Below are 26,911 nucleotides of genomic sequence, written 5' to 3' on the forward strand. Positions count from 1 at the left end.
TCGGCCCAGGCCTTTCGCCTGGCCAATCACAGAGGGCTTGGAGCAGCTGGGATATTAGCCATGAAACCGGAGGGTTTTACATATCCTGGCCTAAGGAGAATGTGAGGCGATCCGCGCTAACATCTCGGCGATGCCTTTTTCAGCTCCCTCGCCCAAAGAACGGGTTGCCGCCGCAACCGGTTTGGTCACGCTTGCCGCGGCTTTTGCGGCTGTCATCGTCCTGATCGCTGGATTGCTAGGCAATGAAACTGAGCTCTATTTCGCAGAGGCGACCATTGCGGCATTGCTGCTGACGATTGGCCTGCGCGAGTTCAGTTCGAACCTTCATCACGCCCGCCGAACGCATGAGCTGCGCGAGCAGATGAAGGTGGTTGAGGAGAAGAACCGCCTGCTCAACCTTACCGAGGCCTCTGCCCATGTCGGCCATTGGCGCCTCGATCTGAAGACCGATCAGCTGGAATGGTCGGCTGAAACTTTTGCCATTCATGGCCTCGCCCCGGGTAACTTGCCGAGGCTTGAGGATGCCATCAATTTTTTTCACGAAGATGATCGCGATCTCGTTGCGACATCAGTGGAGCAATCGCGGCAGACGGGTAAGCCCTACACTTTCCAAGCTCGCCTGATCCGCGGCGATGGCGAAATCCGCCACACGCAAAGCATCGCCCGGGTCGAATTTGATGAGGCGGGCAAGCCAGCCGCTCTGTTCGGTGTGTTCCGCGACCGCACCGACGAAGAACAAATGCAGCAAGAACTGCGCAAAGCCCGCGATGAGGCGCAGGCAATGGCCAGCGCAAAAAGCGCGTTTCTGGCCAAGATGAGCCACGAAATCCGCACTCCGATGAACGGCGTGCTGGGATTCGCCGAGCTGCTGCAGACCAGCCCGCTGGACAAGAATCAAAGGCGGCATGTCGATCTGATCGTCGAATGCGGTCGCTCTTTGCAAACCCTGCTCAACGATATTCTCGACCTGACCAAAATTGAGGCCGGGCACATGTCGATCACCCCCGAACCAACCGATATCGGCGATGTGGTTCAACAGGTCGCGCAATTGATTGAACCGCTGGCGGGAGAGAAGGCGCTGAGGGTTGAACGGGTCGTCGATTCCGCATTGCCGCGGCTTGTGCTGGTGGATGGCATGCGTCTGCGTCAAATCCTCACCAACCTGATGCACAATGCCGTGCGCTTCACCGACCAGGGCAAAATCCGCCTCTCAGCCTTGAATGTTGGCGGACAATTGGAATTCACCGTCGCCGATACTGGGATCGGCATTTCGCAAGACATGCAACAGAATGTCTTCGCCGCCTTCGCTCAGGTCGATCAATCCTCTCAAACAGAGCGCGCGGGAACCGGGCTTGGCCTGGCCATTTGCCAGCAATTGGCCGAGCTGATGTCTGGCACAGTATCCGTCCACAGCGAACCAGGCCGAGGCTCTGCCTTTACGCTGACCCTGCCATTGCTGGCGGCCAGCAAAGCGCAGCCGGAGCCAAGCTATTCCAAGATGATCGAAGCCGAACAACGCCTGGCCGGAAGACGCATCTTGCTGGCCGAGGATTTTGATATCAACCGCGAGCTGTTTGCCGACATGGCTAAGCGCCTGGGCGTGGAACTAAGCGCGGCGAAAGATGGCGCCAACGCGGTCGAGATGGTGCGCGATGCGAGCCATGATGATCAACCCTATGAGTTGGTGCTGATGGATATTCGCATGCCGAATATGGACGGTTTGCAAGCGACCGCCACTTTACGCAAAGACGGCTTTGACCCATCGACCCTGCCGATCCTTGCGCTCACCGCCAATGCCTTTGCCGATGACGTTGAGGCTTGTCTGGAGTGCGGCATGCAGGAGCATCTATCCAAGCCGATTTCCATCGACACCTTGCGCGATGCCTTGGAGCGCTGGCTGCCTGAGAAGGATGAGGCGAGCCTCGGTCAGTGAGTGATCTCATCTGACGAGGCGAAGGTGAACGCCGCTGGTTCGGGCAAAAGCTGACCCTAGTCGCGCGCTCCAAATGCCGCTCCGATCCGATCCCTGAATCTGCCGATCAGGGGGATGCGCGCGGCCAGCGGCAGACCGTATGCCCCAATCAACGCCAGTGCAGTGCACGGAACCAGCCTGGCCGTGAACACCACGGCGAGCACCGCCAGAGGACCAAAGCCGAGCAGCGCGCAAGCCACCACTGTTAAGCGCGGCGTCCACGGCAGCATGGCCATTCCGGCCAGGAACCACAGGCCATATCGCCGGAATTGCTCGGTCGCCTGCGCCAGGGACCCACCTGCCTCATCACCGCCAAGAAACAGGCTCTGATCCACTCCCAGGCTTTGCAGCGCCAAGGTGACAGCCCCGGCACCCACAGCCGCACCAACGGCAAAGACAAGGGTGAATATCCACCAACGCGCTGCGGCCAGCATTGACAATCCAGCAAGCAGCAATTGGTTCGGCATGACCGGGATAAGGAAATCCGCTGCAGGAAAAGCCGAAACGGCTGGTGGGAGCCAAGGTTTGTGGGCTCGCTGCGCTGCCCACTGCCCAATTCTCAAAGCGAGCGGCTTGCGCGTCCGCTCACCCACGGCTCAAAATCCGGTAGCCGAGCGACGGTGACAGCCGCATGATCGCCCGCAAAATACGGGTCTTGCCAACATCGATCACCGGTTTGCCGCGCTCCATCCCGGTGATGATCTGTGCCGCACATTCGCGCGCGCTCAACTTGCCGCTCCCGCGCCCCTCCGTCATGGCGGTGTCGACCAGCGGCGGCAGCGCTTCGAATATCTTTAGGTTCTTTGCGCGAGCTGCCGCCTGATAGCGCAGCGCACGCGAGAACGAGCCCAATCCTGCCTTGGTCGCGCAATAGACCGGCGCAGATTGTTTCGGCGCAAGTGCAAGGCCGGATGTAACATTGCAGATCGCCGCCTCCTTGTGACGAAGCAGCATTGGCATGACATGCAATCCAAGCAGAATGGGACTGGCAAAATTGAGCTCAATCTCGCGCGCGATAATATCGGCATGCTCACCAGCATCGGGCGCGACGCAATCATTCATCACCTGCGTTCCGGCATTGTTGATCAGCACCGAGCATTCTGGATGCTCAGCGATCAAAATCTGCGCCAATTGCGCCGCGCCGCCAGAATGCGACAGATCGCATTCGACGAAGCTAATCAGCGTATCGCCAATCTGGTCTGGCAAATCCCCGCGAGAACGCCCCGCGCAGATGATCGCCGCCGCGCCCCGCTCGGCCAGCTGGTCACACAGCGCCCGGCCAATCCCTCGGCTAGCGCCAGTCACGCAAATGGTTCGATTTTGAAAGTTCATCGGTTCTTCCTCTTTCCAAGCCGCGTAACCTTTGGCAGGCTTTTTGTACAAACCGATTGATCGAGGTTTATTGGAACAGAAAAATCCTGGAACGCGCCTTGCCGCATTACTGGAAGCCCGCGCGATCGAGGCGGGTGAGTGGCGATTGCGCGAATTTGCGTTCGGGGCGGACATCTTCGCGCCGCAATCGGAAACGCCGCCGGTCTGCGTTCTCAAAAGTGGTCTGGTAAAGCTTTATTATCTGGTGGCTGAGGGCGATCAGTGGACAAAAAGCTACATCATCGATGCGGGCGTATTCGGCCCAACTTCCGCAAGCGCGCAGGTCACACAATTTGGTGCGAGCGCACTGGAAGATTGCGCGATTGGGCAAATTTCACTCGCTTGGTTGGGCCAGAAATTGCAGCAAGACGAGCAGCTTTCGGGCGCCTTGAGCGATTTCCAGAACTGGCTGTTTGAGCGCAAGCGCAAACGCGAAGAAGACCTGCTCTGCCTGTCCGCAGAAGATCGCTATTTGAACTTCTTGAACAGCGAGCCGGAACTCGCCCAGCGCCTGGAACAGCGTGAGATCGCATCGTTCCTGCGCGTGACGCCGGTTGCGCTGAGCCGGATTAGAAAACGGCTGAAGCAGGATCGCAAGATCCCAGCCTGATCAGCTCCAGGTTGCTCGTGGCGGCAGGCTCATCAGGATCGCATCGATATTCCCGCCGGTCTTTAGGCCGAACAGTGTTCCGCGATCATAGACGAGGTTAAACTCGGCATAGAGCCCGCGATATTCGAGCTGCTGGGCGACGTCCTCTTCGCTAAACTCGCTGTTCATTCGGGCGCGCACCAGCTTGGGATAGATGTCTAGGAAGGCTTTGCCGACATCCTGTGTGAAGGCGAAATTGCGATCAAACGCGGCCTCGTCCTCGCATTCCAGATGGTCGTAGAAAATCCCGCCAACGCCGCGATGTTTCTCGCGGTGGGGGATGTAGAAATAGTCGTCCGCCCATTTCTTGTATTTCTCATAATAGGTCGGATTGTGGGCCATGCAGGCCGCGCGCAGGCTGGCGTGGAAAGCCTCTGTGTCTTCCTCATAAGGGATCGGCGGGTTGAGATCCGCCCCGCCGCCAAACCAGGCCTTGCCCGTGGTGAGGAAGCGCGTGTTCATATGCACGGCGGGCACGCGCGGGTTCGTCATATGCGCCACCAGCGAAATGCCGGTTGCGGAAAATCCCGGGTTCTCCGCGCTCGCGCCGTTCACTTGGCTAAGCAAATTCCTTGCTGAAGCTGCCGCGCACGGTGGAGACATTGACGCCAACTTTCTCAAACACCTTGCCCTTCATCAGGCCTTGGGTGCCGCCGCCGGGATCAGAATTGCCTTCTTCCTCCCGCTCCCACGGGGTGTATTGAAAGCTTGCATCGGATCCGGCCTCACGCTCGATCGCCTCGAACTCGGCGCAGATCTGATCGCGCAGGCTTTCGAACCAGGCTTTTGCCCGCGCAGTGCTATTCGTCCGATCCATTCAAATCCCCGTTCATCCTGAGCTTGTCGAAGGATTGTCCTTCACTCTGCACGAAGCTCTAGAAGAAAGTACAGCGCTTCGACAAGGCTCTCCTGAGCCTGTCGAAGGGTTCAGCGCAGACGGAAATTTGAGTTGCCTCGAAAACAAGGATCGTCCATCGAGACCCCATGGTTCACCTTTCGTTCGCACCGTCTGATTTTGCCGCAATGCAATTTGCGGGCGAGGAAATGGTGCTGCTGAAAAACAATGCGCTGTATTGGCCGCGAGAGAGCGCCTTGCTGGTCGCGGATCTGCACCTGGAAAAGGGCAGCTTTTATGCGCAGCACGGGCAGATGCTGCCGCCCTATGACAGCCGCGAGACGCTGGAACGGTTGGCCGATAGCGTCAAGGCGACAGGCGCGCGGCGGGTGATCACTCTGGGCGACAATTTCCACGATGATGACGGCACGCACCGGCTCGATCCCTATGCCGCTGGCATGCTGGAATCGCTGACCCGCGCGCTCGATTGGGTTTGGATCACCGGCAATCATGATGAGAATATGCAGCGCTCTTTCGGCGCGCAGCTGACCGAGGAGCTGGAGATCGGCGGAATTGTGCTCAGGCATGAGGCAAAGGCAGGCGAGACGCAGCCGGAGCTGTCCGGGCATTATCACCCCAAGATGCGCCTAAGGGTGCGAGGCCGCCATATCGCCCGCCCGTGCGGCGTGGTGAGCCGCGGGGAAGCGCGCGCGGACCGGATGATCCTGCCTGCCTTTGGCGCCTACACAGGCGGCATGGACGCAGACGATCCGGTGATTTTGGACGCGCTGAAACCCGCGAGCCAGATTGACGCTGTGCTTCCGGCGAAGGGGAAATTGGTGAGCTTTGCGCTATTCAGGGAAGCGGCGTGACGAGCTTTGAGCCACCTGCGGCGTCGAACCAGCGCTTCCCAATGGCTTGGTGGCGGAGCACGGTCGCGCCAGCGACCGCAAGGCCCTTGCGGCCGCCCGCAGCAGCGCGGACTTGTCCGCAAGCTGCGTGGAAATCGCGCTCGCGGATGCGAGTGCGAAACGCAAGAATCTAAATCCAATCTCATCTGGCAATCCTGCGCGTTTGTCCTTACATAGCGCGCTGCACACTTTGGCTATTACAGGAGAACACACATAGCCCGTCCACCTCGGCGTTCGATGGCCCCGCCAATCAAAAGCGGCCCTCGCTACGATAATTTCATTCAAGTTCCCAAGGTCCGCGTGATCGACGAAAACGGCGAGAATCTCGGCGTTATGATCACGGCTGAAGCCACCGAGCAGGCCAATGAAGTTGGTCTCAACCTGGTTGAGGTTTCGCCCAATGCAGACCCGCCCGTGTGCAAATTCCTGGATGTCGGCAAGTATCGGTATGAGGCCCAGAAGAAGGCCAATGCTGCGCGTAAGACCCAGAAAACGCAGGACATTAAAGAAGTCAAAATGCGCCCCAACATCGACACGCATGATTATGATGTGAAGATGCGCAATGTGAACAAATTCATCGAGAACGGCGACAAGGTGAAGGTCACTTTGCGTTTTCGCGGGCGTGAAATGGCGCACCAGCATCTGGGCATGGACTTGCTCAAAAAGGTGCAGGCTGACGTCGATGAAATCGCCAAGGTCGAAGCATTCCCGCGCCTCGAAGGCCGGCAAATGCTGATGGTGCTCGCCCCAAAATAGGCGCGAACACTCGAGACAAGACACGCAAAGGCGGGCCCTCGAAAGAGCGCTCGCCTTTTGCTTTTCCAGCGTGTCATACCCCGCGGCGCACCGCATTTCTCTGATCCCGCTTGCACTTGCGGGCGATGCGCGCGAGTAATGCGAGACCGCCGCGAGCATTCCAGCGCGCGGCCGCAGTACAGGGACCGATAGCCAGTATGAGCGCGCGCATGATTGGCCTGATCCTTGGCCCGCTGGTCTTTGCCATCACCGCGATCACCGCCCCGCCCGCCGGGATGCCGGGCGAAGCGTGGCTGGTCGCGGGCCTGGTCGTGTGGATGGCGGCCTGGTGGATGACCGAGGCGGTGCCGCTGACGGTCACGGCGCTGCTGCCGTTTGTGATCCTGCCTTTTAGCGGGGTGTCGACCGCGCGCGAGACGGCCAGCACGTATTATTCACCGATCCTGTTTCTGATCCTGGGCGGCGCGTTTCTGGCGCTGGCGATTGAGCGCACCGGCCTGCACAAGCGCCTGAGCCTGGCGATCCTGCGCGTGGTTGGCAAAGGCGGCGGGCAGACGCAATTGCTGCTCGCATTCATGATCTCTGCCGCGCTGCTCTCAATGTTGATTTCCAACACCTCGACCAGCCTGATTATGATGCCCATGGCGCTCGCGGTTTTGGCTGGGGGTGAGTTGGGCGCGCGGGATTCCTCTATGGATGCCGGAGCCACCCGCGCCCTCCACCCTTCCACCCGGATCGTATCCGAAAATATTCCGGGTGGAAGGGTGGAGGGCGCGGGTGGCGTGGAAACATCGCTAGATAAAAACGGCCTCTCCGGCGCGCTCCCGATGGGTATTGCCTTTGCCGCCAGCATTGGCGGGCTTGGCACCATTGTCGGATCGCCCACCAATGCGATTGCCGTCGGCCTGCTCGACACGATGATCGGGGTGGAGATCAGTTTTGCGCAGTGGACCCTGTTTGGCCTGCCGATTGTGATCGTTGGCGTGCCGCTCGCCGCGCTGATCATCGCCAAGTTTCAAAAGGTCTCGCAGCACCCGTTTGACGTCGCCGCCGCGCGCGATGCGATTGAGACGGGCACGGCCTGGACCACGCCGGAAAAACGGCTGATCCCGGTCGCCGTCCTCACCTTCCTCGCGTGGATGACATTGCCGCTGGTCAAACCGTATTTGCCGGACGGGTCATGGACCAATGGCACCATCGCGATCCTGGCCAGCTTTGCGCTGTTCCTGCTGCCCGATGGCACGGGGCGCGCGCTGCTGAATTGGAAAGAGGCCGACCGCGCGCCGTGGGGCGTGATCATGATGTTTGGCGGCGGATTGGCGCTGGCCGGCGGGATGCAGGCCTCGGGGCTAGCGACATGGCTGGGCGAGGCGTTGTTGCCGCTGGAAAATCTGCCGCTGATCGTAGTCGCGCTGTGCGTGGTGGCGATGATCGTGGTGATCACCGAATTCGCCAGCAATGTCGCGACCGCAACCGGCATCATCCCGGTGATCGCGGCGCTGGTGGTGGCGCTGGGCGCAGACCCACTGCTGCTCGCAATGCCTGCCGCGCTGGCGGCCAGCTGGGGCTTTATGCTGCCCGCCGGAACCGGGCCAAACGCGATTGCGTGGTCCACCGGACGGATCAAGATCGAGCGAATGGTCGGCGCAGGCCTGGTGCTCGATGTCGCGGGGATATTTCTGATTGTCGGGATGGTGTGGGGAATTGCGTGGTTGGTTTGACGCTAGGGCGCGTTGCTGTGTGGTCGAATTTATCGCCCTAAAACAAATTTTGATGCGCTAACCGTATCCTCTATTGTGGGCATTGAGTAAAAGAAGAGATGGGACAGAGTTCGCGTTTCATCGCACACCTTACCTTCGGAAATCACTCTTGTTGACCCGATGCTCGATTGGCATTTCTCCAATTGGAACATCTCGCGGTCGCTTGACAATTGATCCAATAGACTCCTCCAACCAACCGAGCCGCCCTTCAATCCCCGTAGTCACAAGATCATCGGTGACCCGCACGGTGATGCGTTTGAGGGTAACGCCCTCACCAAATGTCGCCGACAAGTCATCCTGATCAACCAACTGAACACTCGCCGGGTCATCCAAATCACCGAACGTAACCAGCATGGGGACCGCACTGGCGTGCTCGAACTTTGGATTGGGTGGCGCGTCCGGCCAAAGCTCAACTGCATCACGTTTCCCCTGCCGCTCCTCCTTCGAGCCTATAGCGAGAGTTAAGATGCTGCTCGCATAGTCCACATCGCCCTTGGCCCCGCTAAGCAGGGCAAACAGGGTTTTGCCTGACGGCAAGTCAACCGTGACAGCTTCGCCCTTTAGGTAATAATGCGTTCCCCGGCTCTCGCCTAAAGGGAACCAGGTAGCAGGCTTCGCAACCTTGACTTCGCGAACAGCAAAGCCGCTGCGGACACCCTCGGGCGTATCGACCACGACAATCATCTTGTACCGGTCAGTGATCGAGGTGTCTCTGGCAAGCCAGAAGAGCAAACCAACAAACGCCAAAGCAATCCCAATGAACCAAAACATCTTCCAACCCCTTACGCGCTACCAGCTTTTGACAAACGCTGCCTCCAGCACTCGCGGACATTCTCGATACGTGTGTTGTCTTACCGTTTCGTTTGGGTGTTTGCGCATCCAACGTCATCCCGGCGAAAGGCATTCTCCTTAGCCTGTCGAAGGGCTGGGGTCTCATGCAGCCATACACTGTACTGAGTGGCCCTAGACCCCAGCCTTCGCTGGGGTGACAGATAGCCACAAAAACTCTTCATGCTGAATTCAGTTCAGCATCCATCGTTAGTCCAACTCCAAGTATGTCGCGCTGGGGATGGACCCTGAACCAAGTTCAGGGTGATGTGGGTAATGACCTGGCATTTCTAGGGCAAGCAGCCCGCCTCAATCGTCATCCCGGACTTGATCCGGGATAACACTCTCGGCCTCGTGCGAGCTGCTAGGGTTATCCTGAAACGAGTTCAGGATGACGGTGGGGCTATTGAGGGTTTGGAGCGGAAGAAGCAGGACCGGACTTTCCCAATCGGCCAATGCGCAGATCGCATTTCCTACTCGCCCCAAGCAGGCTATCACGAGGCCATGCCAGCCCCCTCCCCCTTAATCGGAAAAATCGATCGTACGGCGCATTTTGATCGAATGGATTTTTGGCCCAAGACTGTGTTCCAGCCGTTCCAAGCGTGCTTCACCAGCGGTGAGTTGAGTGAGATCGTTCACCCTGCCGTAGCCACCCGCACCCTCCGCCCTTCCGCCCGGAACCTACCGGGATACCATCCGGGTGGAAGGGCGGAGGGTGCGGGTGGCTACGGTCCACAAACTGGGACTCCGAACCGGTTGCAAGTGCAACCATCGCGCGATAGTCAGAGCGTATTGCATGGGCCGAGTGGAGAGGCGTTCCTGCGGAGGTTAGGAACGGGGGCTGCTCGGACTGATCAGACCAGCTCCTGCCTTCCTGGGAGCGTGATCAAGGAAGGATGCTGACCATCATGACCGACGTTATCGACCCAACCAACACTCCGACCCCGCGGCGCAAGCCCAAACAGCCTAAGACCATGATCGGCGGACGCGAGATGAAGCCTGCGACCCAGATGATGGGCTACGGCTTTGACCCGGCCCTGTCGGAAGGATCGCTGAAGGCGCCGATCTTCCTCACCTCCACCTTCGCGTTTGAGAACGCAGCGGCGGGCAAGCGGCATTTCGAAGGCATCACGGGCCAACGCCCCGGCGGCGCAGAGGGCCTGGTCTATTCGCGCTTCAACGGGCCCAATCAGGAAATCTTGGAAGACCGGCTGGCGATCTGGGACGGGGCGGAGGATGCGCTCACCTTCTCCAGCGGGATGACCGCGATCTGCATCCTGATGCTGGCGAGCGTGAGCCAAGGCGATGTGATCGTGCACTCCGGCCCGCTCTATGCCGCATCGGAGGGCTTCGTCGCCAAGGTGCTGGCGAAGTTCGGCGTGACCTACGTGGACTTCCCCGCCGGTGCGAGCCGCGAGGAGCTGGACGAGGTGCTGAAGCGCGCCAAAGCCCAAGCCAATGCAGGCGGCGGCAAGGTGGCGATGATCTACCTCGAAAGCCCGGCCAACCCGACCAATGCTCTGGTCGATATCGAGGCGGTGAAGGACGCGCGCGATGCGAATCTCAAATGGGACTGTCCGATCGCGATCGACAACACCTTCCTGGGGCCGCTGTGGCAACGCCCGCTCGATCACGGCGCAGACATCGTGGTCTACTCGCTGACCAAGTATGTCGGCGGCCATTCTGACCTCGTCGCAGGCTCGATTGCCGGCGCGAAGAAGTGGATGGATCCGGTGCGCGCCCTGCGCAACACGATGGGCGGGATTGTCGATCCGAACACCGCATGGATGCTGCTGCGGTCACTGGAGACTGTTGAACTGCGGATGCAGCGGGCGGGCGAGAACGCGGCGAAGGTCTGCGCCTTCCTGAAAGCGCATCCCAAGGTGGAAGGGCTCGGCTATCTCGGCTTCATCGACGATCCGCGCCAACAGGACATCTATGATCGCCACTGCAAGGGCGCAGGCAGCACGTTCAGCGTCTTCATCAAGGGCGGCGAGGCAGAGAGCTTCCGCTTCCTCGACAATCTGACAATCGCGAAACTCGCGGTCAGCCTGGGCGGCACAGAGACGCTGGCGAGCCATCCCGCGGCGATGACGCACCTGTCCGTCCCGCCGGAACGCAAGGCGGCGCTGGGCATCACAGACAACCTGGTGCGGATCAGCATCGGTATCGAGGATGCGGACGATCTGATCGCTGACTTCGAGCAAGCGTTGGAGCACGTGTGAGGGGAAACCGCCGATGACAGAAACCCGCAAACCCGTATGCCTCGTGATCGGAGCAGGCGCTGGGATCGGCGGGCATACGGCGATGCGCTTTGCCGCTGATGGTTATCACACCGTGCTTGCGCGGCGCAGCGATGAGGAAGGTCTTGCAAAGCTGGTCAGCCAGATCGAGGACGCGGGCGGATCAGCGAGCGGCGCCTTGCTCAACGCCGCCGAGGATGGATCGATTGAGGAACTGGTAGAGCGCACCGAGCGCGACATCGGCGCGGTCGACACCGCGCTCTACAATCTCGGCGCGCAAATCGGCAATCGCTCGCTGGCCGATACGCCGCACCGCGCCTTTGAGCTTGGCTGGAGGCTCGGCACATACGGCCTGTTCCGGCTCGCCCATGCGGTGCTGCCCGCGATGGCTGTGCGCGGAAAAGGCACGCTGCTCGTCACCTCTGCGACCGCCGCCGTGCGCGGCAATGCGGGACAGCACAGCCATGCTGCGGCGATGGGTGGGCGCCGGATTCTGTGCCAAACGCTCAATGCAGAGTTCGGCCCGCAAGGCGTGCACGTGGCGCACATCGTGGTCGATGGCTCAGTCGATGCGCCCGACACTCTGGGCAAGCTGCTGGGCGACAAGTTTGAGGCCTATAAAGCATCAAAAGGCGAAGACGGAGTGATCGATCCTGGCGCGCTGGCGGAGACCTATTGGCACCTTGCTCAGCAGCCCAAGAACTGCTGGACGCATGAGATTGATGCGCGGTCCTGGACCGACACCGCGTGGTGGAACGACAATCCGATTGCGGCGATTGATCGGAAGTGAGCGGCTTAGCGCAGCTTCTCGAAAACAACGCCCTCCGCCAGCGCTGCGGACACCAAAGCGCCGGTTACGTTACCTTCGCTGTTGCGCTGAAAGACGACCTCCTGAAGGCCCGATCCAGGGCCTGTGAAGGTGTCCACGGTGAATGCTGACATGGCAATCGGATGGAGACGCAAATGAAAGGCGGTGAGCGTGCCGTCGACGACGCGCAATTCATAGCGCGTCTGCAATTCTTCGCTGAAGAAAACCCCAGTGAATTCCTCTAGGTTCAGCGTCTCCGGATCGACCGGTGTTATGACTGTTTTGCGAGCCGTCAGTTCACCGTTCAATCCGACCACATATTTGAGCTCTTGTGCTTGCTCGCCCGGCTCATTGTCGAACCTGATCGAAAGCTGGCTCGCTGAATTCAAGACAAATTCGCCTTTGCCCGATTGGGCGAGCGCCAATTGCTGACCGGTCCCATAGGGGGAGAACTGCAATTTGCCTTCTGCGTTTGAGATATCGAACACCGCGCCGGGAAAGAGCTCATATTGGCCTGCATAGCTATCGAGCTCGCTCTGCGTTGCCTCGCTCCATTCCGGCTTCGCTGCTTTCTCAAAGTTGGCATTACCGGCCAAATAGATATCAGCGAGCGCAAAAGCAGTGCTTAGCCGCATCGAAATCACCGCGGTTGCTGAGCAAAACGACTGTGAAGTTCGCCTCAGGCACTCGCAAAAGGAACGACCGAAATCCAGCAATCCGCCCGCCGTGTGACCATGTTTCAAGCCCGCCATACATCCGCGATTCTTGCCCGTGCGAAAGCAGCGATACCTCTCCATCTAAGGTTACGCCGCGCTGCTCCATCAGCGCGAAAACGCGCTCATTACCGACAGTCATCAGCTTGAAGTTTGCAGACCATTTCATCAGATCGGCGACCGTCGTGATCACCCCTGTTGAGCCAACAATCTCCCGGTTGAGAATGCTCTTGGCCGTCCCGCGGCGCGACACATTATAGGACTGGGCGACGTTCGGTATCAGAGCGGAGCGATTGCTCTGGACGAATGTATTTTCCATGCCAAGCGGCGCGAATATCGTCTGCTGCAAATAGGCATCGAACGCTTGATCCGACACCTGCTCAACGATCTTCGCGAGCAGGGCATAGCCCGTATTACTGTATTCGATCTGCTCAGAAGGCGAAAAGTTAAGGCCCCGCTGACGCGCAATCATCGAATATTGCTGACCCTGGGTGACGATATCGTCTTCGAGCCAGCCAGCCATCAACAGCAATGTACCGACTTCTCGCAGGCCGCTCGTGTGATCCAGCAATTGTGCGACCGAGATCTTTTCCGGGAGTGCGCTTAGCTCTGGCAATATCTCGCGGACGTCATCTTCGAGGCTCAGCTTGCCCTCATCAATGAGCATTGAAATCGCAAATGCGGTAAACTGCTTTGACAAAGAGGCGGCGTGAAACGCGGTCTGGTCAGAGATTGGAATGCCATGCTCTAGATCAGCCGCGCCATATCCCCTTTGAAAGACTGTCTGGCCGTTGGCTACGATAGCCACTGCCAAACCAGGGCTTTCAGGATCGTCCCACTTCGCGAGCAATTCCCGGGCCGCTTCACCTTTCGCTGTGGGATCTGCAACCTCTTGCGCTAGAGCGCTCGGAGATAAACCGAGGTGCAAGCTCGTCACAATCAGTCCGCAAAGCACCCACCCGATAAACCGCATATTCTACCCCTTCCACTCTCGGCGTTCTTCTGCCTGACGCAGCACTTCGTAGGAAACCTGGATCGCTTGGAATTGCTGCGCGGCTTCTTCGTCGCCCGGCATCACATCGGGATGGACCAGTTTCGCTTTGGCCCGGTAGGCCTTCTTGATCGCCGCGAAATCGGCATCCGCCTCTAGCCCCAACACTTCCAGCGCGCGCATTTCGTCATCGCTGCGGCTGCCATCGCCAGAGCCGGTCCAGCCATAATGGCTCGCCTCAGCATAGCCGGAGTTTTCGCGCCGCTCATCCTTGGCGCGCTTGGCCTTTTCCTCTTTGTCGAGACCTTCAAAATAGTCCCAACCCCTATTGTATTCCGCCGCGTGCTTTTGGCAAAAGTGCCAGCGGTCCGGACTGTTGGGCGATTTTGGCGCGGGGCACAGGCCCGGCTCGCCGCAGCCGTGGCGATCGCATTCACGCTGAGTCACCGCCTCACGCGAGGAATCGTACGACCTCCAGCGCGGAAAACCCCAGTCGTTTGATCGTCCTTTGCCGCTCATGCCGGCTGCCCCGCAGCGGCGCGATTAATGTTGTTTGTCGATGCCATTATCCGCTTAACCTAGGCGCGCTGGCGCACAAAGCAAAGCCAGTAGATTGCTTATGAAGGAAAATTTTGGAACCAGTTGCGGATTGCAATGTTGCATTGCAATAAATCGTTCATATGTGAGCGTTAGAGCGCAGCCGAAGATCAACCGTAAGTAAGAGACCCAAGACCGCCATGAGCCCACAACTCGCCATCTCAAGCACATTCGCCACCTTCGCGATGGCTGCGCTGTGCGTCTTGTCGGCGGGCGGCAATATCAGCAGCGCGTCTGATGCGGCCTTCATGCCGGTCCAGGCTGACATGCCTTCGCTCGACCTGCCTACTGCGGATTACTTGCTGCCATGAAGGCGCTGACCCGGCGCGAAGCCGGGCCAGAAACCTCTATGCAATTCTTAGTCTAGTTGATGACGACGCTGGCCGCGCGGCGGTTCTGCGCCCATGCCTCTGCATTGGAGCCCAGCGCAACCGGGCGCTCCTTGCCATAGCTGACCGTGCTGATCCGATTGGCGGCAATGCCCAGGCTGACCAGATAGTTCTTGGCTGAATTGGCCCGGCGTTCGCCCAGAGCGACGTTGTATTCACGCGTGCCGCGCTCATCCGCATGACCTTCAATCGTGATGGTCACTTGCGCGTACTGACCAAGATATTGCGCCTGTGTTTGAAGCGCTGCGGCATCAGTGCTGTCGATGTTGAAGCGGTCTGTGTCGAAGTACACCACAGCATTGCTGCCAACGGCCTGTTCGAAATGCCCCTGTGTTCCAACACCTGGGCCGGATGGAGTGGTCGAGGGATCGCTCGTGGTTGGTGTAGCTGTTGCTTGCGGCGTCGGGGGCAGTTCCTCTGGTGCCTTTTTGGCGCAGGCGCCGAGCAAGGCAGTCGATGAAAGCACAGCGATCGCGATGATACGAGTATTAGGGATAGTCATGGCAAATCCTCTCTGGTTGCCGGCGGGTCGGGGAGCCCGGCGGATAGTGAATAACATAGCTCAGGGACGAATGGGTCCCCAAGCGGGGTCTGAGGCGTCAACCGGGGTCGGCAGGCGGCGTTCATTGCGTCCGGTCAAGTCAACCTGATGCAGTCCCGACCGGCCCGAATTGCGCGCCGTGCGGAAGAATTGGATGATGCGGCCATTGGGTGCCCAAGTTGGTGCCTCATCTTGCCATCCGTTGGTCAGCACCCGAAGGTTACGCCCAGCAGGCGTCATGACGGCAATATTAAAGTCCCCGGCAATGCGGGTGAAGGCGATCTGATCACCGCGCGGGCTCCATTCCGGCGTGGCGCAGCGCCCGCCAAAGAAGGTGATGCGCCGTTGATTGGAGCCATCAGCATTCATGACATAGCATTGCTGAGAACCGGAACGATCGCTCTCAAACACGATCTTTTGCCCGTCGGGGGAATAGGATCCGCCCACATCAATGCCCGGCGTATTGGTGAGCCGTACGCTGCGCCCACCATTGGCCGATACGCGGTAGATATCCGTGTTGCCGTTCACCGCCATCGAATAGAGGATCGAGCGGCCATCAGGCGACCAGCGGGGCGCGAGCGTGGGATTGCCCGTATCCGCCACCAGTTTCTGCTTTCCGGACCCAATATCATAGACATAAATACGCGGATTGCCGTCGACATAGGACAGATAGAGCAGCTGAGAATAATCCGGCGAATAACGCGGTGTGAGCGCGGTTGCACTGCCCAAGGTCAGGAAACGGTGGTTCGCGCCGTCGCTGTCCATAATCGCGAGCCGCTTGACCCGCTTATCCTTGGGGCCGGTCTCCGCGATGTAGGCGATGCGGCTGTCAAAGAACGGGCTCTCCCCGGTCAGCCGGGCATAGATGAGGTCAGAGCATTTGTGCGCGGCGCGGCGCCAATCCGCTGGCCTTACGACCCAACCTTCACGGATCAGCTCGTCCTGTAGGGCAACGTCGTAGAGGTAGCAGCCGACGACCAAGCGGCCATCATCACGCGCCCTCACATAGCCCTTCACCAACATCTCTGCGCCGCGTCCGCTCCAACTGCCCCATGATGGCGCGGTGATCTGAGCAAAGCTCGGCTTGGGCAAAGCGTCGGGACCAGTCGGCTTAAAAATGCCATTATTGCGCAGATTAGAGGTGATCACGCGCGCGATCTCTCCGCCCAGCGCGCCCGTGCCGCTGGCATTGGCCGGGGTCGAACGTTCTCGGTCCGTGGCAAAGGCCGGGATGGCGATGCCGAGATCCTGCCAATCGCTTTCATCGGTGACAGTGAAGCTCAAACCGCCCTCAGCCTCCTCACCAGAAGCCTGGGTAGTGGTCGTTTCGACCGAGCCACCTTCGCCAACCGGTTCACCCAGATCTTGGTTTTGCGCGGACGCTGCGCTGGGAATAGCGGCAGCAAATAGCATGAGAGCAAAGATATCAGTTTTCATCGAGATAGGTTCCTATCGAAACGTGCCCCACGGATCGACTTCCATGCGTTGTAATACTCGTCGGGAAGGTCGAATGGTGCGGCAAGCTGAACGGCACGAATGGCACGCTCCTTATGAAGTGCAGACTGTGCGCGATTTGACGCGTTAACGCCAGTATGGCCAATTACTCTGGGCCTTCCTTTTAGCCGTCCCTGTTCATCAAGGTTGAAGGCCAGAATGGTAACAAGTTGATCAACATCGACGCCATTCGGAGCGGTCCAGTGAGGCCTAATTTGCCTAATCAACGCTTGATTCAGCGATGCCTTGGCACTCGCGCCAATCTGTGACGCTGGAATGCGGGTGTCGTCCGTGGTCGTTGAGCCGCCTGAACCGGGCAAGAAATCGCTGCCAATGCGGCTGCCGCCGCGCGGGGTCGCAGTGGCCGAGGGCGGCGTGCGCGGTGTTTGTGTCGCGCGGGTCGTTGGGCGCGTGGTCGGACGGGTTGTCGGCTGCACGGACGTCCGTGTCGGTTCAGGGTCGCTTTGCGCCTCGCTGGGCAGCTCTTCAGCCGTTGTCGGCGCGGGGTCATCGGCGAGGGTCGGCGCGATCGCTGCGCGGCTTTCCGCAACGGGATCAGGCGCGGTGGATTCCAGGCTCACTTCGCTGGCCAGGCTCACCGTCATCCGCTCCGGGATCGGCATTGTATCATCGCGCACTGGCTGCAGCAGCATCACCGCAACAACGCCCACGTGCAACGCCAGAGCGACCAGAAGGCCGATCCGTTCCTCGCTGCTAAATTGCGCTGGCTGCATGGTCTGCTCGCTCATCACTGCACCGGGCTATGGCGGCGAAACTGAACCGCTGGTGACCAGCGAGATCGAAGAAAAGCCTGCGCGGTTCAACTCACCCATCACAGCCATCACTCTGCCGTAATCCAGCGTTCGGTCGCCGCGCAGCACAATCGCGGGCCGCTGGCCGTCACCGCCGCGATCAATCCGCGCCAAAGCCTCAGGGAAGCCGCCCGGTTCAACCGCTGCATCGTCAATGTAGATCACGCCTGCGCCATCGACCGAGATCGTTACCTGCTCCGGCGTCTGATCAATCGGATTGGCACGGCTTTCCGGCAGCTCAATTGGCACGCCAGAGGCAAGCAGCGGCGCTGTGACCATAAAGATGATGAGCAGCACCAGCATAACGTCGACAAACGGCGTGACATTGATTTCCGCCATTGGCGCACGGCGCGAACGGCGTGATTTGCCTGACGTGGATAGGGAAGCGCCCAAAGTTCAGAACCTTCTCAAACGGGGAAGTGCCAATCGGCTGCGCAGCAGCCGCAAGGGCGCATGCCCGCCCGCAGCGACGCGACCTTCAGGTCGCATGAGCGAGGAAATCGCACACCCGGATGGGTGTGCATGAGACAAAAATTGGGTCATGCCTTGTCCAGTTCCCTACTCAGGCCAGCGTGGAAACGGTCTGCAAAGCGCTGCAGTCGCGCCTCAAACCGGTTCACCCGATTGCTAAAGCGGTTGTAGGCGATAACTGCAGGGATAGCGGCGAACAGGCCAATCGCGGTTGCAAACAGCGCCTCTGAGATACCCGGCGCGACCACGGCCAGCGAGGAGCTTTCCTGAGCGCCGATTTGGAAGAAGCTGTTCATAATGCCCCAGACCGTGCCGAACAGTCCGACAAATGGGGCCACCGATCCGGTCGTGGCAAGAAAGTTCAGCCGCGCGGCCAGCTCATCCGCTTCAAAAGCGACCTGGCTCTCCATCGCCGCGCCGATCCGCTGGCGCGCAGCATCCCGGTCAACACTGGAGGATTGGGTCGACATTTTCCATTCGCGCAGGCCCTTGGCCGCAACCCGCGCAGAGGCGACCTCTTTCTGCGTTCGCTTGCCTAGCACCGCCTCATGGTCGCTGGTCTCGAAGAAATCCTCTTCATAGCCGCGCGCCTTGCGCTCCATCCCGCCGATCCGCAGGCTGAAGGAGACAATGATCATCCACACCCAGATGCTGGCTAGGATCAGGCCAGCCATCACCAATTGCACAACAATGTCGGCGTCCAAAAACAGCTCTACCGGGTCGAGCCGGGTCGGCGCAGCAGCAGCGGCGCTCGCCGCAAGCGATGAAAAAATCGTCATTTAACCTCTTGGTCCATGAAGTTCTGAAAGGCCGCTCGCCAAGCGCCAGGCTGGCGTTTTGGGCGACCTTCGAGAGAGATAAAGCCGACGCGCAAATGCGCCTCGCACAGGGTTTCGTCGCCGCGCTTTGCGATCTGATGCATGCGGCAACTCGCCGCGCCCAGCTCTGTGCAGGTGGTCACAATCACCACATCATCATCAAGCTTGGCCGGTCGCAGATATTTCAGGTTGATCTCAGACACCGCATAGGCGCCCTCATCCGCTTCAATCGCGGCACGCTGATCGATTTCAAGCATACGCAGCAGGTCAGAACGCGCACGCTCAAACCAGCGCAGATAGTTCGCGTGATAGGTGATCCCCGAAAGGTCCGTGTCTTCGTAATAGACGCGCACCGCATAAAAGTGGCGCGGCCCATCGAAGGCGCCGCCCGGAAAATTCAAAGACTGCGGATTGGGGTTAACCATGGTGCAAACCGTCTAACGCAGCGGGGATTCGCTGGGAAGTGGGCTTTTCACGCTCGGTGATGAATGGCGGTGAAACGAGTCTTATCTGCGATAAGATCGATTACGCGCTGATCATTCGGCCAAGCGGCTGGCCGCCAAAAATGTGCACATGCAGATGCGGCACCTCTTGCCCGCCATGCGCGCCGATATTGGCGAGCAAGCGGTAACCCGGCTCAACCAGCCCCTTGGCCCGCGCCACCGCGCCAACCGCGCGGACAAATCCGCCAATCTCCGCGTCCGATGCCGAGGCCGAAAAATCATCCCAGCTGACGTAGCGGCCCTTGGGGATCACCAGCGTGTGGATTTCTGCCTGCGGATTGATGTCTTCAAAGGCAAAGGCCCACTCATCCTCATAGACTCTAGTCGAGGGAATTTCGCCGCGCAGGATTTTGGCGAAGATGTTCGCATCATCATACGGCAAAGTTGCATCAATCGGCATGTTGCTACTCCCGAGAGGCTTTTTCATCGAGGCCAGAGACACCTTCGCGCCGGTCGAGCTCGGCCATCACATCGCCAATCGCAATGCCCTTATGACCCAGCAGGACCATTAGGTGGAACAGCAGATCGGCGGCCTCGCCAACCAGCGCATCATCGCCTTCGCTGAGCGCAGCAATGATCGTCTCGGTTGCCTCCTCGCCCAGCTTTTGCGCGATTTTGCCCAGCCCCTTGGCATTGAGGCTGGCGACATAGCTCGCATCCGGCACGGCATCCGCGCGCGCGGCGATCGTCTGCTCCAGGCGGTCAAGAGTGCTCGGCGTATCCATAACGCTATCCTTTTGCCTAAACGCCGCGTGCGGGCAAGCCAGCGGCTCTCAGCGCCTCATGCGCTTCAGAGACGGTGTGCTCGCCAAAGTGGAAGATTGAGGCAGCCAAAACGGCGCTCGCATGACCCTTTGTGACGCCCTCGACCAGATGATCGAGAGTGCCCACCCCGCCGCTTGCGATCACGGGCACGCTGACTTTGTCGGCGATTGTGCGGATCAATTCCAGATCATATCCGGCCTTGGTCCCGTCGCCGTCCATGCTGGTGACCAGCAGTTCGCCTGCGCCCAGATCGGCGACTTTCTGGGCATATTCGACGGCATCGATGCCTGTTGGCTTGCGCCCGCCATGAATGAAAATCTCCCACTGCGGAACCGCCTCACCAATCGGCAGGATCACTCGACGCGCATCCACGCTGGCGACAACGCACTGGCTGCCAAACTTCGCGGCGATTTCGCTCACCAGCTCTGGCCGAGCAACGGCGGCAGAATTGATCGCAACCTTGTCGGCACCTGCGAGCAGCAACTCGCGCGCATCCTCAACGCTGCGTACCCCGCCGCCCACGGTTAGCGGCATAAAGCAAACCTCCGCTGTGCGACGCACCATATCGAGCAGCGTCCCGCGCCCTTCGTGGCTGGCGGAGATGTCTAGAAAGCAAAGCTCATCCGCACCTGCCGCGTCATAGGCGCGCGCTTGCTCAACGGGATCGCCAGCGTCTTTAAGATCGACAAAATTGACGCCTTTGACAACGCGGCCATCAGCGACGTCGAGGCAAGGGATGACGCGGATGCGGACGGTCATGGTGCAACCATTCCGGCAAACATCAAAGAAAGCCAAATGAAGTATGCGCCCAGAACGGTGTTCAAAATCAGCATAATTGCGAAACCTACAGGCTGGTCTGAGCGGTTTTTTAGAGCGATGTTCGGCCCCCAACCGATCTCGCCACTTCGCCAGCCTTTGACGACCAGCCAAAACATGCACAATCCGAGCACCACCAAGAGTAGGATGAGTAGCAAGTTCAAGACCACTTAAACCTCACAGAATTAGCACACCTTGACCTAGTCAGGCTGAGGGTCACTCGAATACGGGCGGTCATTGGGTGCTCTCCGCAGGAGTCGCAAGAAAAACACCCATTTCGAGGCACTCATCGCCGACACAATCCTCGCCCGACTTGAAGGCGATCAAGCCGTAAGGCCACAGGAAGCTTGCGAAAAACGCGCCCGCCATGCCGTAAACTAAGCCGTTCTGCCCTAAGCGCGGCTCGATAAATTTGGCAACAGCCAAAGCCAGTGCGAGAAACACGACGACATTGATCAGCGCATACTCAATTGTGCCAACCGTGATCCCTGCAAGGAATGTGAGGCACAAGAAGAGGACGCCCATTAGTTTCATTGGACGGTTATCGCTTCTGCGAACAGCCATAGCGCCAGAATGGTCATTGAGGCGAACAAGACCATCGCGAACCAGAAGAGATGGGGATCGCCATCTCGCGTTATCAGGCCCGTCCCTTGGCTCCGCCAGTGATGCAAGGCTACCCATATTCCAACGAAGGCGACGGCGAGCGGCTGAAATCGCGCATCGACAAAAAGAGCAACTAGGAAAGTTCCTACAGCAGCAAATCTGGAAGTGTTCTCGATCAGGGGAGAGTTGATCTTTCTTTGCGCGCTCACGCCTTCGCCCCAATCGCAATTGCCGCCGCGAGATCGAGCTTCCCTTCGTACAAAGCGCGGCCCGTAATCACGCCTTCGATGCCCTCTTTTGCGTGCAGGCTGAGCACGTGAATGTCGTCCAAGCCCTTCACACCGCCGCTGGCGATCACGGGAATGTCGACCTGCCGTGCGAGCTCCAACGTCGCATCGATATTCGCGCCTTTCAGCAAGCCATCGCGGCCAATGTCGGTGAACAGCAGACTTGCGACGCCAGCATCTTCAAAGCGGCGAGCGAGATCGACCACCGGCACATCCGAAACATCGGACCAGCCCTCGGTCGCGACCATGCCGTCTTTCGCGTCGACCGCCACGACAATGCCGCCTTCCCATTCCCGCGCCATCTCTTTTACGAATTCAGGGTTCTTGAGCGCAGCAGAGCCCATCACCACTCGCGATACACCGAGCTTAAACCAGCCCTCAACGCCAGCTGCATCGCGGATGCCCCCGCCCAATTGCACATGGCCGGGAAAGGCAGCGATGATGGCTTCTACAGCCTCGCGGTTCTCGGTCCGGCCGGCAAAACTGCCGTCAAGATCGACCACATGCAGGTGCTGCGCGCCCGCCTCGGCAAACAATTGCGCCTGCGCAGCAGGGTTGTCGCCATAGACGGTCGCGCGGTCCATATCGCCCTCAGCCAGGCGCACGACTTCGCCGTTCTTCAGATCGATGGCAGGAAAGATAATCATGCTCATAATCCTCCCCGGTACGGGGAGGTGGCAGTCGCTGCAAGCGGCTGACGGAGGGGAATCCCCTCAAACGCAGGGACAAAGGCAAGTCCCCCCACCATGCTGCGCATGGTCCCCCTCCCCGTTCCGGGGAGGATATCACGGCCGCCATCGCAAGAACCTCTCTAGCGTTTCCAGCCCATAAGACTGGCTCTTTTCCGGGTGGAATTGCACGCCGAGCAGATTGTCTTTGGCAACCGCCGCGACAAGCCCCTCACCGTGGTCGGTCAGAGCGGCAATGTGCTGCGGGTCTTCGGCGGCGAAGTGGTAAGAATGGAGGAAATAGGCCTCGCCCTCTTCAACAACATGATGGCCGCGCGCATGCGGCAGCAATGCGACATCGTTCCAGCCCATATGCGGCACTTTGATTGCCGGGTCAGTAGGTTCGATCAGCCGCACTTCACCCGGAATCCAGCCAAGCCCAGCGGTCTCACCGTGCTCCAGCCCGCGAGTGCAAAGCAACTGCATGCCCACACAAATGCCGAGGAACGGCGCGCCGCCCACTTGCACGCGCTCCGTCATAGCCTCAACCATGCCTGGAATTGCTCGGAGGCCCTCAGCGCAGGCTTTGAACGAGCCGACACCGGGCAGAACGATCCGGTCAGCAGCGCGAACGGTGTTTGTGTCCGCCGTCACATCGACTGCGGCGCCAACCGCCTTCAAAGCATTGTGGACGGAATGAAGATTGCCCGCGCCATAGTCTATCAGCGCGACTTTTTCGGTCGGCATCAGGATGCCTCCCTAATTCCGCACGCCATCCGGCGCGCGATATCCTCGCTCATGCGATTGAAAATCGCGTCGCTGCGGGCGGGCGGGCGCCCTTGCGGTTGCTTCGCAGCCGAAACCCCGCCTTTACCCACCGAGCTGTCCCTTGGTGCTGGGGATTGCGCCGGCTTTTCGTTGGTCTTGCTCCACTGCGGTCCGCATTGCGCGGGCAAAGCCCTTGTAGATCGCCTCGCAAATGTGGTGATTGTTTTCACCATACAGCAGCTCAATGTGCAGTGTGATCCCTGCAGATTGCGCAATTGATTCAAACCAATGGCGGATCAGCTCAGTGTCCCATTCGCCCAACTTCTCTTGCGAGAATTGCGCATTCCATACGCAATAAGGTCGCCCAGAGATGTCGAGCGCAACGCGCGCCAATGTCTCGTCCATCGGAGAATAGGCGCTCCCATAGCGGCCAATCCCAGCCTTATCGCCGAGTGCATCGGATAGTGCCTGGCCCAGCGCAATCGCGCTGTCTTCGGTCGTGTGGTGCTGATCCACATGCAGATCGCCCACCACCTTCATCGAAACATCGATCAGGGAATGCTTGGAAAATTGCTCGACCATGTGATCGAGAAATCCAATCCCGGTGGAGATGTCATAAGCGCCAGTGCCATCGAGATTCACCGTAATGGCAATCTCGGTTTCCGCCGTTTTGCGCTCTATCGTGCCTGTGCGAGCTGTTTTTTGCATAAAGCGCGCTATAGGCGCACCGCAAATTGACGCAAGCACTCGCACGCCGCCGGGCGTAAGTGCGAACATAAGTTACCAATTTGCTTGACCAGCGCGGCGCGGCTCGCCACCCTTTAAGCATAATGACCGAAGACACCCCCGATAGCCTGATCCCTTATGATGAGATCGTCCAAGAGGCACTGCGCGCCGTGGTTGGCCGCGTGCTTGGCGAAATCGTCGCCGGGGGCAGCGAGCTGCCCGGCACGCATCATTTCTACATCACCTTCAAAACCGAGGCGACAGGGGTCTCGATCCCTCCGCATTTGCGCGAGCGGTTCCCTGATGAAATGACCATCGTGCTGCAAAACAAGTTCTGGGATTTGGAGGTCACCGACGAAGGTTTCTCCGTCGGTCTGTCGTTCAATCAGATCCCGGCAAAGCTTTCCATACCTTTTGCTGCGATCACCGCATTTGTCGATCCAGCGGTGGATTTCGGCCTGCAGTTTCAGGCGACCGTCGCCGATATGGCTCCCGAAGAGCATGAGGACGCGGAAAACGACCTCATCGAAAGCGGCGGCGAAGATCCGGCCGAGGGCGCTGATGATGGCTCGAACGTGGTCACAGTGGATTTCGGGCGTAAGAAATAGCCGCCCTGCCGAAAGGCAATGCGGATCAATGGCGCGCGCCGTGCATTGAGTGAATGATGAGCAGCTTGAAAAAACCATCGCAGGGCTTGGTCCCCGTCTCGGCATCTGATGACGAGAGCGGCGAAGTGCGCGTGCTCGGCCCCAGCACCAACCCGGCGACGAACCTGCTGATCGCGGACATTGTGCTGCGCGGGGCCTCCAGCCTGTTTCGCAAGCAAGCGGAAAAAGGCATCGTCAGCACCAGCCAAGACGAGCAAGGCGCGCGCGATATGCTGGATGGGCGCGGGATCCTGACCACTCTGGCGCTATACGGCGCGAGCAAGCTGGCTACGCGCTCTGTCCCTGGCCTTGCGATTGTGGCGGGCGGATTGCTGGCCAAGACGCTGTATGATCGTGGCAAATCGATAGAACTTCGGCGCAGCGCGCGTTCAAAAAAGCCTGCCAGCGAGCCTTTGGACTGAGTCCAATCTTGCCCGCGCGCGGTCACAAGACTTGATTTAACCGCCCAGTTTGCGGCATCGGGCCGCATGGGCGATACACCACAGCATACAAATGATGATCCCGGCCATCTTAATCGCCGCGGATTGATGTTCATTCTTTCCTCGCCATCGGGCGCAGGCAAGACGACTTTGTCACGCATGCTGCTGGAGGCGGATCCCGAAATCGCTTTGTCCGTCTCAGCCACCACGCGTCCGCCGCGAAAAGGCGAAATCGACGGCGTGCATTATCATTTCGTCTCAGACGCCAAGTTTGACCAAATGGTCGAAGAGGACGATTTTTACGAATGGGCCCCGGTGTTCGATCACCGTTATGGAACGCCCAAAGGTTTGATCCGCAACGCCTTGAAAGAGGGGCAGGATTTCCTGTTCGACATTGATTGGCAAGGCACTCAGCAGCTCTATCAAAAGGACCAACAGGACGTCGTCAGCGTGTTCATCCTGCCGCCAAGTCTAGAAGAACTGCGCCGCCGCCTGGAAGAACGCGCCACCGATAGCGGCGATGTGATCGATGGCCGGATGGAGCGCGCGCGCGGTGAGATCAGCCACTGGGCCGAATATGACTATGTCGTGATCAATGATGATGTCGATGCGTGCTTCGCCAAGGTCCGCGAAATCCTGGACGCAGAACGTATGCGCCGCACGCGGCAGACGGGTCTTATCCCGTTTGTGCGCGAACTGATGGGGTAGCAAACTATGGATGCGCTACTTCTGAACGCCGGTAGTATCCTTGGCATCGCCATGATCGCGTTCATGCAGGCAGCGCTGATGCTAGCCTTGATCTATTTCACTGTCGGTCGCCTCTTACCTGCCAAGCGTCGCGCGATCGGGTCTGGCATTATAGCTACAATGATTTGGGTTGCCTTTTGGGCATTCGCCGCGTTCCAAGCCGGATTGTCATCGATGGTTCAGCCACTGATTTTGCTAAGCACATGCATATACTTCGCAGCACTCTGCATCCTAACGTGGCGAACTCACGAAAACGACAAACGCTAAGCTCTAAAACACCAACCCTAAATCGTATTGCGGTCTTCCAATTGCTCCAGCAGTTCCCTCAGCTGTTCGCCGAGAATTGCACCGCTGTCCCCGCCGCCGTAATTCAGCGCGCCGCTTGAAAAAGTGGTGCCGAAGGTTTCGGCAAGAGCGTGAGTTTGCAGCACGCCTGAGGCGAAATCGCGCGTGGTCAGCGTGTCGAGCGGATGGATATAGGCGCCCCACACCAGATTTTGCGCCACCGCGTAGCGCGCATCAAGAGCGGTATCGAAATTCGCCTGCATCAGGCGCTCCATCGCACCCTCTGGCAAATCGGAAACGGCGGCGATCGGGGTAATCACTCGCATACGGCCTTGGCTGGTATCAGTGACCACCAGAATGCTGCGCTCCTGCAGTGTAAACTGCCAAGAATTGCCGGTGCGCTGCGCGTCGCCATCGAGCGCGCCGATCACCTCATCCATCTGGTCAAGCACGGCCTTGAGCTCTTCGCTAACCTCTGGAGTTGCCTCAGGCGTCTCGCCATTTTCAGGCGCGGGTTCGCTAAAATCGGGGCCCGGTTCCGCGTCCTGCGCATCGGCATAGGGCGCCGCAGCAATGCCCAGCCCTAGGAAGATCGCAAGCGATGCCGCCTGGATGAGCTGATAGCGTCGTTTGTGTTTGGCCATGGTATAATCCTCCGGCAGGCGCGTCTCTTACATCTCAGTTCGAGGGGCGCGCG

Annotated in this window: 33 protein-coding genes and 1 pseudogene; 11 read left to right on the plus strand and 23 right to left on the minus strand. The window is 59.2% G+C overall.

The genetic code is table 11. From position 1 onward, the window contains the following. Nucleotides 1-130: 130 nt before the first annotated feature. Entirely contained in the window at nt 131-1,933 is a 1,803-nt protein-coding gene (locus tag AC0V6U_RS10215) for a PAS domain-containing hybrid sensor histidine kinase/response regulator (protein ID WP_472643067.1), read from the plus strand. A 56-nt stretch (nt 1,934-1,989) separates the two neighbouring features. Here the strand turns inward: AC0V6U_RS10215 and AC0V6U_RS10220 are convergent, their stop codons facing one another. Both AC0V6U_RS10220 and AC0V6U_RS10225 read right to left on the minus strand, forming a co-directional pair. Next, nucleotides 1,990-2,439: a hypothetical protein gene (locus AC0V6U_RS10220; RefSeq protein ID WP_472643068.1), complete on the minus strand. Its 450-nt coding sequence runs from the start codon at nt 2,437-2,439 to the stop codon at nt 1,990-1,992. 118 nt (nt 2,440-2,557) lie between these two features. Continuing rightward, nucleotides 2,558-3,304 (minus strand): SDR family oxidoreductase, encoded by a 747-nt coding sequence (locus AC0V6U_RS10225; RefSeq protein ID WP_472643069.1) that lies wholly within the window; start codon nt 3,302-3,304, stop codon nt 2,558-2,560. A 70-nt stretch (nt 3,305-3,374) separates the two neighbouring features. Between AC0V6U_RS10225 and AC0V6U_RS10230 the strand changes: the two genes are divergently transcribed. Beyond that, nucleotides 3,375-3,953 (plus strand): Crp/Fnr family transcriptional regulator, encoded by a 579-nt coding sequence (locus tag AC0V6U_RS10230; protein ID WP_472643070.1) that lies wholly within the window; start codon nt 3,375-3,377, stop codon nt 3,951-3,953. Here the strand turns inward: AC0V6U_RS10230 and hemF are convergent. Then, nucleotides 3,954-4,809: pseudogene (gene hemF / locus AC0V6U_RS10235) on the minus strand (oxygen-dependent coproporphyrinogen oxidase). Between the two features lie 167 nt (nt 4,810-4,976). Between hemF and pdeM the strand changes: the two are divergent. From pdeM to AC0V6U_RS10250, 3 genes are all read left to right on the plus strand, one after another. Then, nucleotides 4,977-5,699: a ligase-associated DNA damage response endonuclease PdeM gene (pdeM, locus tag AC0V6U_RS10240; RefSeq protein WP_472643071.1), complete on the plus strand. Its 723-nt coding sequence runs from the start codon at nt 4,977-4,979 to the stop codon at nt 5,697-5,699. A 276-nt stretch (nt 5,700-5,975) separates the two neighbouring features. Further along, the gene (gene infC, locus AC0V6U_RS10245) at nt 5,976-6,494 is read left to right on the plus strand and encodes a translation initiation factor IF-3 (RefSeq protein WP_472643072.1); all 519 of its coding nucleotides are present in this window, start codon (nt 5,976-5,978) and stop codon (nt 6,492-6,494) included. Between the two features lie 197 nt (nt 6,495-6,691). Beyond that, a complete protein-coding gene (locus AC0V6U_RS10250; protein ID WP_472643073.1) occupies nt 6,692-8,215 on the plus strand; it encodes an SLC13 family permease in 1,524 nt (507 codons plus the stop codon). 129 nt (nt 8,216-8,344) lie between these two features. Here AC0V6U_RS10250 and AC0V6U_RS10255 read toward each other — a convergent pair whose 3' ends face one another. Continuing rightward, nucleotides 8,345-9,025: a hypothetical protein gene (locus AC0V6U_RS10255; RefSeq protein ID WP_472643074.1), complete on the minus strand. Its 681-nt coding sequence runs from the start codon at nt 9,023-9,025 to the stop codon at nt 8,345-8,347. Nucleotides 9,026-9,990: 965 nt separating this feature from the next. Between AC0V6U_RS10255 and AC0V6U_RS10260 the strand changes: the two genes are divergently transcribed. After that, nucleotides 9,991-11,307, plus strand: a complete 1,317-nt coding sequence (locus tag AC0V6U_RS10260) for a cystathionine gamma-synthase family protein (protein ID WP_472643075.1) — start codon at nt 9,991-9,993, stop codon at nt 11,305-11,307. A gap of 13 nt (nt 11,308-11,320) precedes the next feature. Further along, the gene (locus tag AC0V6U_RS10265) at nt 11,321-12,115 is read left to right on the plus strand and encodes an SDR family NAD(P)-dependent oxidoreductase (protein ID WP_472643076.1); all 795 of its coding nucleotides are present in this window, start codon (nt 11,321-11,323) and stop codon (nt 12,113-12,115) included. 5 nt (nt 12,116-12,120) lie between these two features. Here the strand turns inward: AC0V6U_RS10265 and AC0V6U_RS10270 are convergent, their stop codons facing one another. The 3 genes from AC0V6U_RS10270 to AC0V6U_RS10280 are packed head-to-tail and all read right to left on the minus strand — an operon-like array spanning nt 12,121 to nt 14,356. Beyond that, on the minus strand, nt 12,121-12,768 hold the full coding sequence (locus AC0V6U_RS10270; protein ID WP_472643077.1) for a hypothetical protein: 648 nt from the start codon (nt 12,766-12,768) through the stop codon (nt 12,121-12,123). After that, complete coding sequence (locus tag AC0V6U_RS10275) at nt 12,737-13,819, minus strand: serine hydrolase domain-containing protein (RefSeq protein WP_486169457.1); 1,083 nt, start codon at nt 13,817-13,819, stop codon at nt 12,737-12,739. Before AC0V6U_RS10275 ends, AC0V6U_RS10270 begins: the two co-directional genes overlap by 32 nt. 3 nt (nt 13,820-13,822) lie before the next feature. Further along, a complete protein-coding gene (locus AC0V6U_RS10280) occupies nt 13,823-14,356 on the minus strand; it encodes a J domain-containing protein (RefSeq protein ID WP_472643079.1) in 534 nt (177 codons plus the stop codon). A 218-nt stretch (nt 14,357-14,574) separates the two neighbouring features. On the opposite strand from AC0V6U_RS10280, the gene AC0V6U_RS10285 reads away from it, so the two are divergent. Continuing rightward, the gene (locus tag AC0V6U_RS10285) at nt 14,575-14,745 is read left to right on the plus strand and encodes a hypothetical protein (protein WP_472643080.1); all 171 of its coding nucleotides are present in this window, start codon (nt 14,575-14,577) and stop codon (nt 14,743-14,745) included. Nucleotides 14,746-14,797: 52 nt separating this feature from the next. Here AC0V6U_RS10285 and pal read toward each other — a convergent pair whose 3' ends face one another. From pal to hisB, 15 genes are all read right to left on the minus strand, one after another. Then, nucleotides 14,798-15,325, minus strand: coding sequence for a peptidoglycan-associated lipoprotein Pal (gene pal, locus AC0V6U_RS10290; protein WP_472643081.1), 528 nt, complete (start codon nt 15,323-15,325; stop codon nt 14,798-14,800). Nucleotides 15,326-15,385: 60 nt separating this feature from the next. Beyond that, nucleotides 15,386-16,801 carry a Tol-Pal system beta propeller repeat protein TolB gene (gene tolB, locus AC0V6U_RS10295; protein WP_472643082.1) on the minus strand — a complete coding sequence of 472 codons (1,416 nt, stop codon included), beginning with the start codon at nt 16,799-16,801 and terminating at the stop codon, nt 15,386-15,388. Beyond that, nucleotides 16,798-17,607 (minus strand): energy transducer TonB, encoded by an 810-nt coding sequence (locus AC0V6U_RS10300; protein WP_472643083.1) that lies wholly within the window; start codon nt 17,605-17,607, stop codon nt 16,798-16,800. The genes tolB and AC0V6U_RS10300 overlap by 4 nt, the downstream gene beginning before the upstream one ends. Nucleotides 17,608-17,619: 12 nt before the next feature. Continuing rightward, the gene (locus AC0V6U_RS10305) at nt 17,620-18,063 is read right to left on the minus strand and encodes an ExbD/TolR family protein (RefSeq protein WP_472643084.1); all 444 of its coding nucleotides are present in this window, start codon (nt 18,061-18,063) and stop codon (nt 17,620-17,622) included. A gap of 146 nt (nt 18,064-18,209) precedes the next feature. Next, complete coding sequence (gene tolQ / locus AC0V6U_RS10310) at nt 18,210-18,920, minus strand: protein TolQ (RefSeq protein WP_472643085.1); 711 nt, start codon at nt 18,918-18,920, stop codon at nt 18,210-18,212. Then, a complete protein-coding gene (locus AC0V6U_RS10315) occupies nt 18,917-19,384 on the minus strand; it encodes a YbgC/FadM family acyl-CoA thioesterase (RefSeq protein ID WP_472643086.1) in 468 nt (155 codons plus the stop codon). The genes tolQ and AC0V6U_RS10315 overlap by 4 nt, the downstream gene beginning before the upstream one ends. 100 nt (nt 19,385-19,484) lie before the next feature. Further along, nucleotides 19,485-19,862, minus strand: a complete 378-nt coding sequence (locus AC0V6U_RS10320; RefSeq protein ID WP_472643087.1) for a histidine triad nucleotide-binding protein — start codon at nt 19,860-19,862, stop codon at nt 19,485-19,487. 4 nt (nt 19,863-19,866) lie between these two features. Beyond that, nucleotides 19,867-20,187: a phosphoribosyl-ATP diphosphatase gene (locus AC0V6U_RS10325; protein ID WP_472643088.1), complete on the minus strand. Its 321-nt coding sequence runs from the start codon at nt 20,185-20,187 to the stop codon at nt 19,867-19,869. 16 nt (nt 20,188-20,203) lie between these two features. Further along, entirely contained in the window at nt 20,204-20,986 is a 783-nt protein-coding gene (gene hisF / locus AC0V6U_RS10330; RefSeq protein ID WP_472643089.1) for an imidazole glycerol phosphate synthase subunit HisF, read from the minus strand. Then, the gene (locus AC0V6U_RS10335) at nt 20,983-21,162 is read right to left on the minus strand and encodes a hypothetical protein (protein ID WP_472643090.1); all 180 of its coding nucleotides are present in this window, start codon (nt 21,160-21,162) and stop codon (nt 20,983-20,985) included. Before AC0V6U_RS10335 ends, hisF begins: the two co-directional genes overlap by 4 nt. A gap of 115 nt (nt 21,163-21,277) precedes the next feature. Then, the gene (locus tag AC0V6U_RS10340) at nt 21,278-21,577 is read right to left on the minus strand and encodes a hypothetical protein (RefSeq protein WP_472643091.1); all 300 of its coding nucleotides are present in this window, start codon (nt 21,575-21,577) and stop codon (nt 21,278-21,280) included. Then, complete coding sequence (locus AC0V6U_RS10345) at nt 21,574-21,855, minus strand: hypothetical protein (protein WP_472643092.1); 282 nt, start codon at nt 21,853-21,855, stop codon at nt 21,574-21,576. Before AC0V6U_RS10345 ends, AC0V6U_RS10340 begins: the two co-directional genes overlap by 4 nt. Beyond that, a complete protein-coding gene (gene hisA, locus AC0V6U_RS10350; RefSeq protein WP_472643093.1) occupies nt 21,852-22,586 on the minus strand; it encodes a 1-(5-phosphoribosyl)-5-[(5-phosphoribosylamino)methylideneamino]imidazole-4-carboxamide isomerase in 735 nt (244 codons plus the stop codon). Before hisA ends, AC0V6U_RS10345 begins: the two co-directional genes overlap by 4 nt. A 132-nt stretch (nt 22,587-22,718) precedes the next feature. Continuing rightward, the gene (gene hisH, locus AC0V6U_RS10355; protein WP_472643094.1) at nt 22,719-23,348 is read right to left on the minus strand and encodes an imidazole glycerol phosphate synthase subunit HisH; all 630 of its coding nucleotides are present in this window, start codon (nt 23,346-23,348) and stop codon (nt 22,719-22,721) included. 123 nt (nt 23,349-23,471) lie between these two features. Then, the gene (hisB, locus tag AC0V6U_RS10360; protein WP_472643095.1) at nt 23,472-24,077 is read right to left on the minus strand and encodes an imidazoleglycerol-phosphate dehydratase HisB; all 606 of its coding nucleotides are present in this window, start codon (nt 24,075-24,077) and stop codon (nt 23,472-23,474) included. 122 nt (nt 24,078-24,199) lie between these two features. Here hisB and AC0V6U_RS10365 point away from each other — a divergent pair, with 122 nt between their 5' ends. From AC0V6U_RS10365 to gmk, 3 genes are all read left to right on the plus strand, one after another. Further along, entirely contained in the window at nt 24,200-24,703 is a 504-nt protein-coding gene (locus AC0V6U_RS10365; protein WP_472643096.1) for an SspB family protein, read from the plus strand. A 56-nt stretch (nt 24,704-24,759) separates the two neighbouring features. Beyond that, complete coding sequence (locus tag AC0V6U_RS10370) at nt 24,760-25,164, plus strand: hypothetical protein (RefSeq protein ID WP_486169458.1); 405 nt, start codon at nt 24,760-24,762, stop codon at nt 25,162-25,164. Between the two features lie 66 nt (nt 25,165-25,230). Next, nucleotides 25,231-25,890: a guanylate kinase gene (gmk, locus tag AC0V6U_RS10375; RefSeq protein ID WP_472643098.1), complete on the plus strand. Its 660-nt coding sequence runs from the start codon at nt 25,231-25,233 to the stop codon at nt 25,888-25,890. Nucleotides 25,891-26,213: 323 nt separating this feature from the next. Here the strand turns inward: gmk and AC0V6U_RS10380 are convergent, their stop codons facing one another. Further along, on the minus strand, nt 26,214-26,858 hold the full coding sequence (locus AC0V6U_RS10380; RefSeq protein WP_472643099.1) for a hypothetical protein: 645 nt from the start codon (nt 26,856-26,858) through the stop codon (nt 26,214-26,216). Nucleotides 26,859-26,911: the final 53 nt, after the last annotated feature.

The organism is Erythrobacter sp. W36 (genome assembly GCF_057364935.1).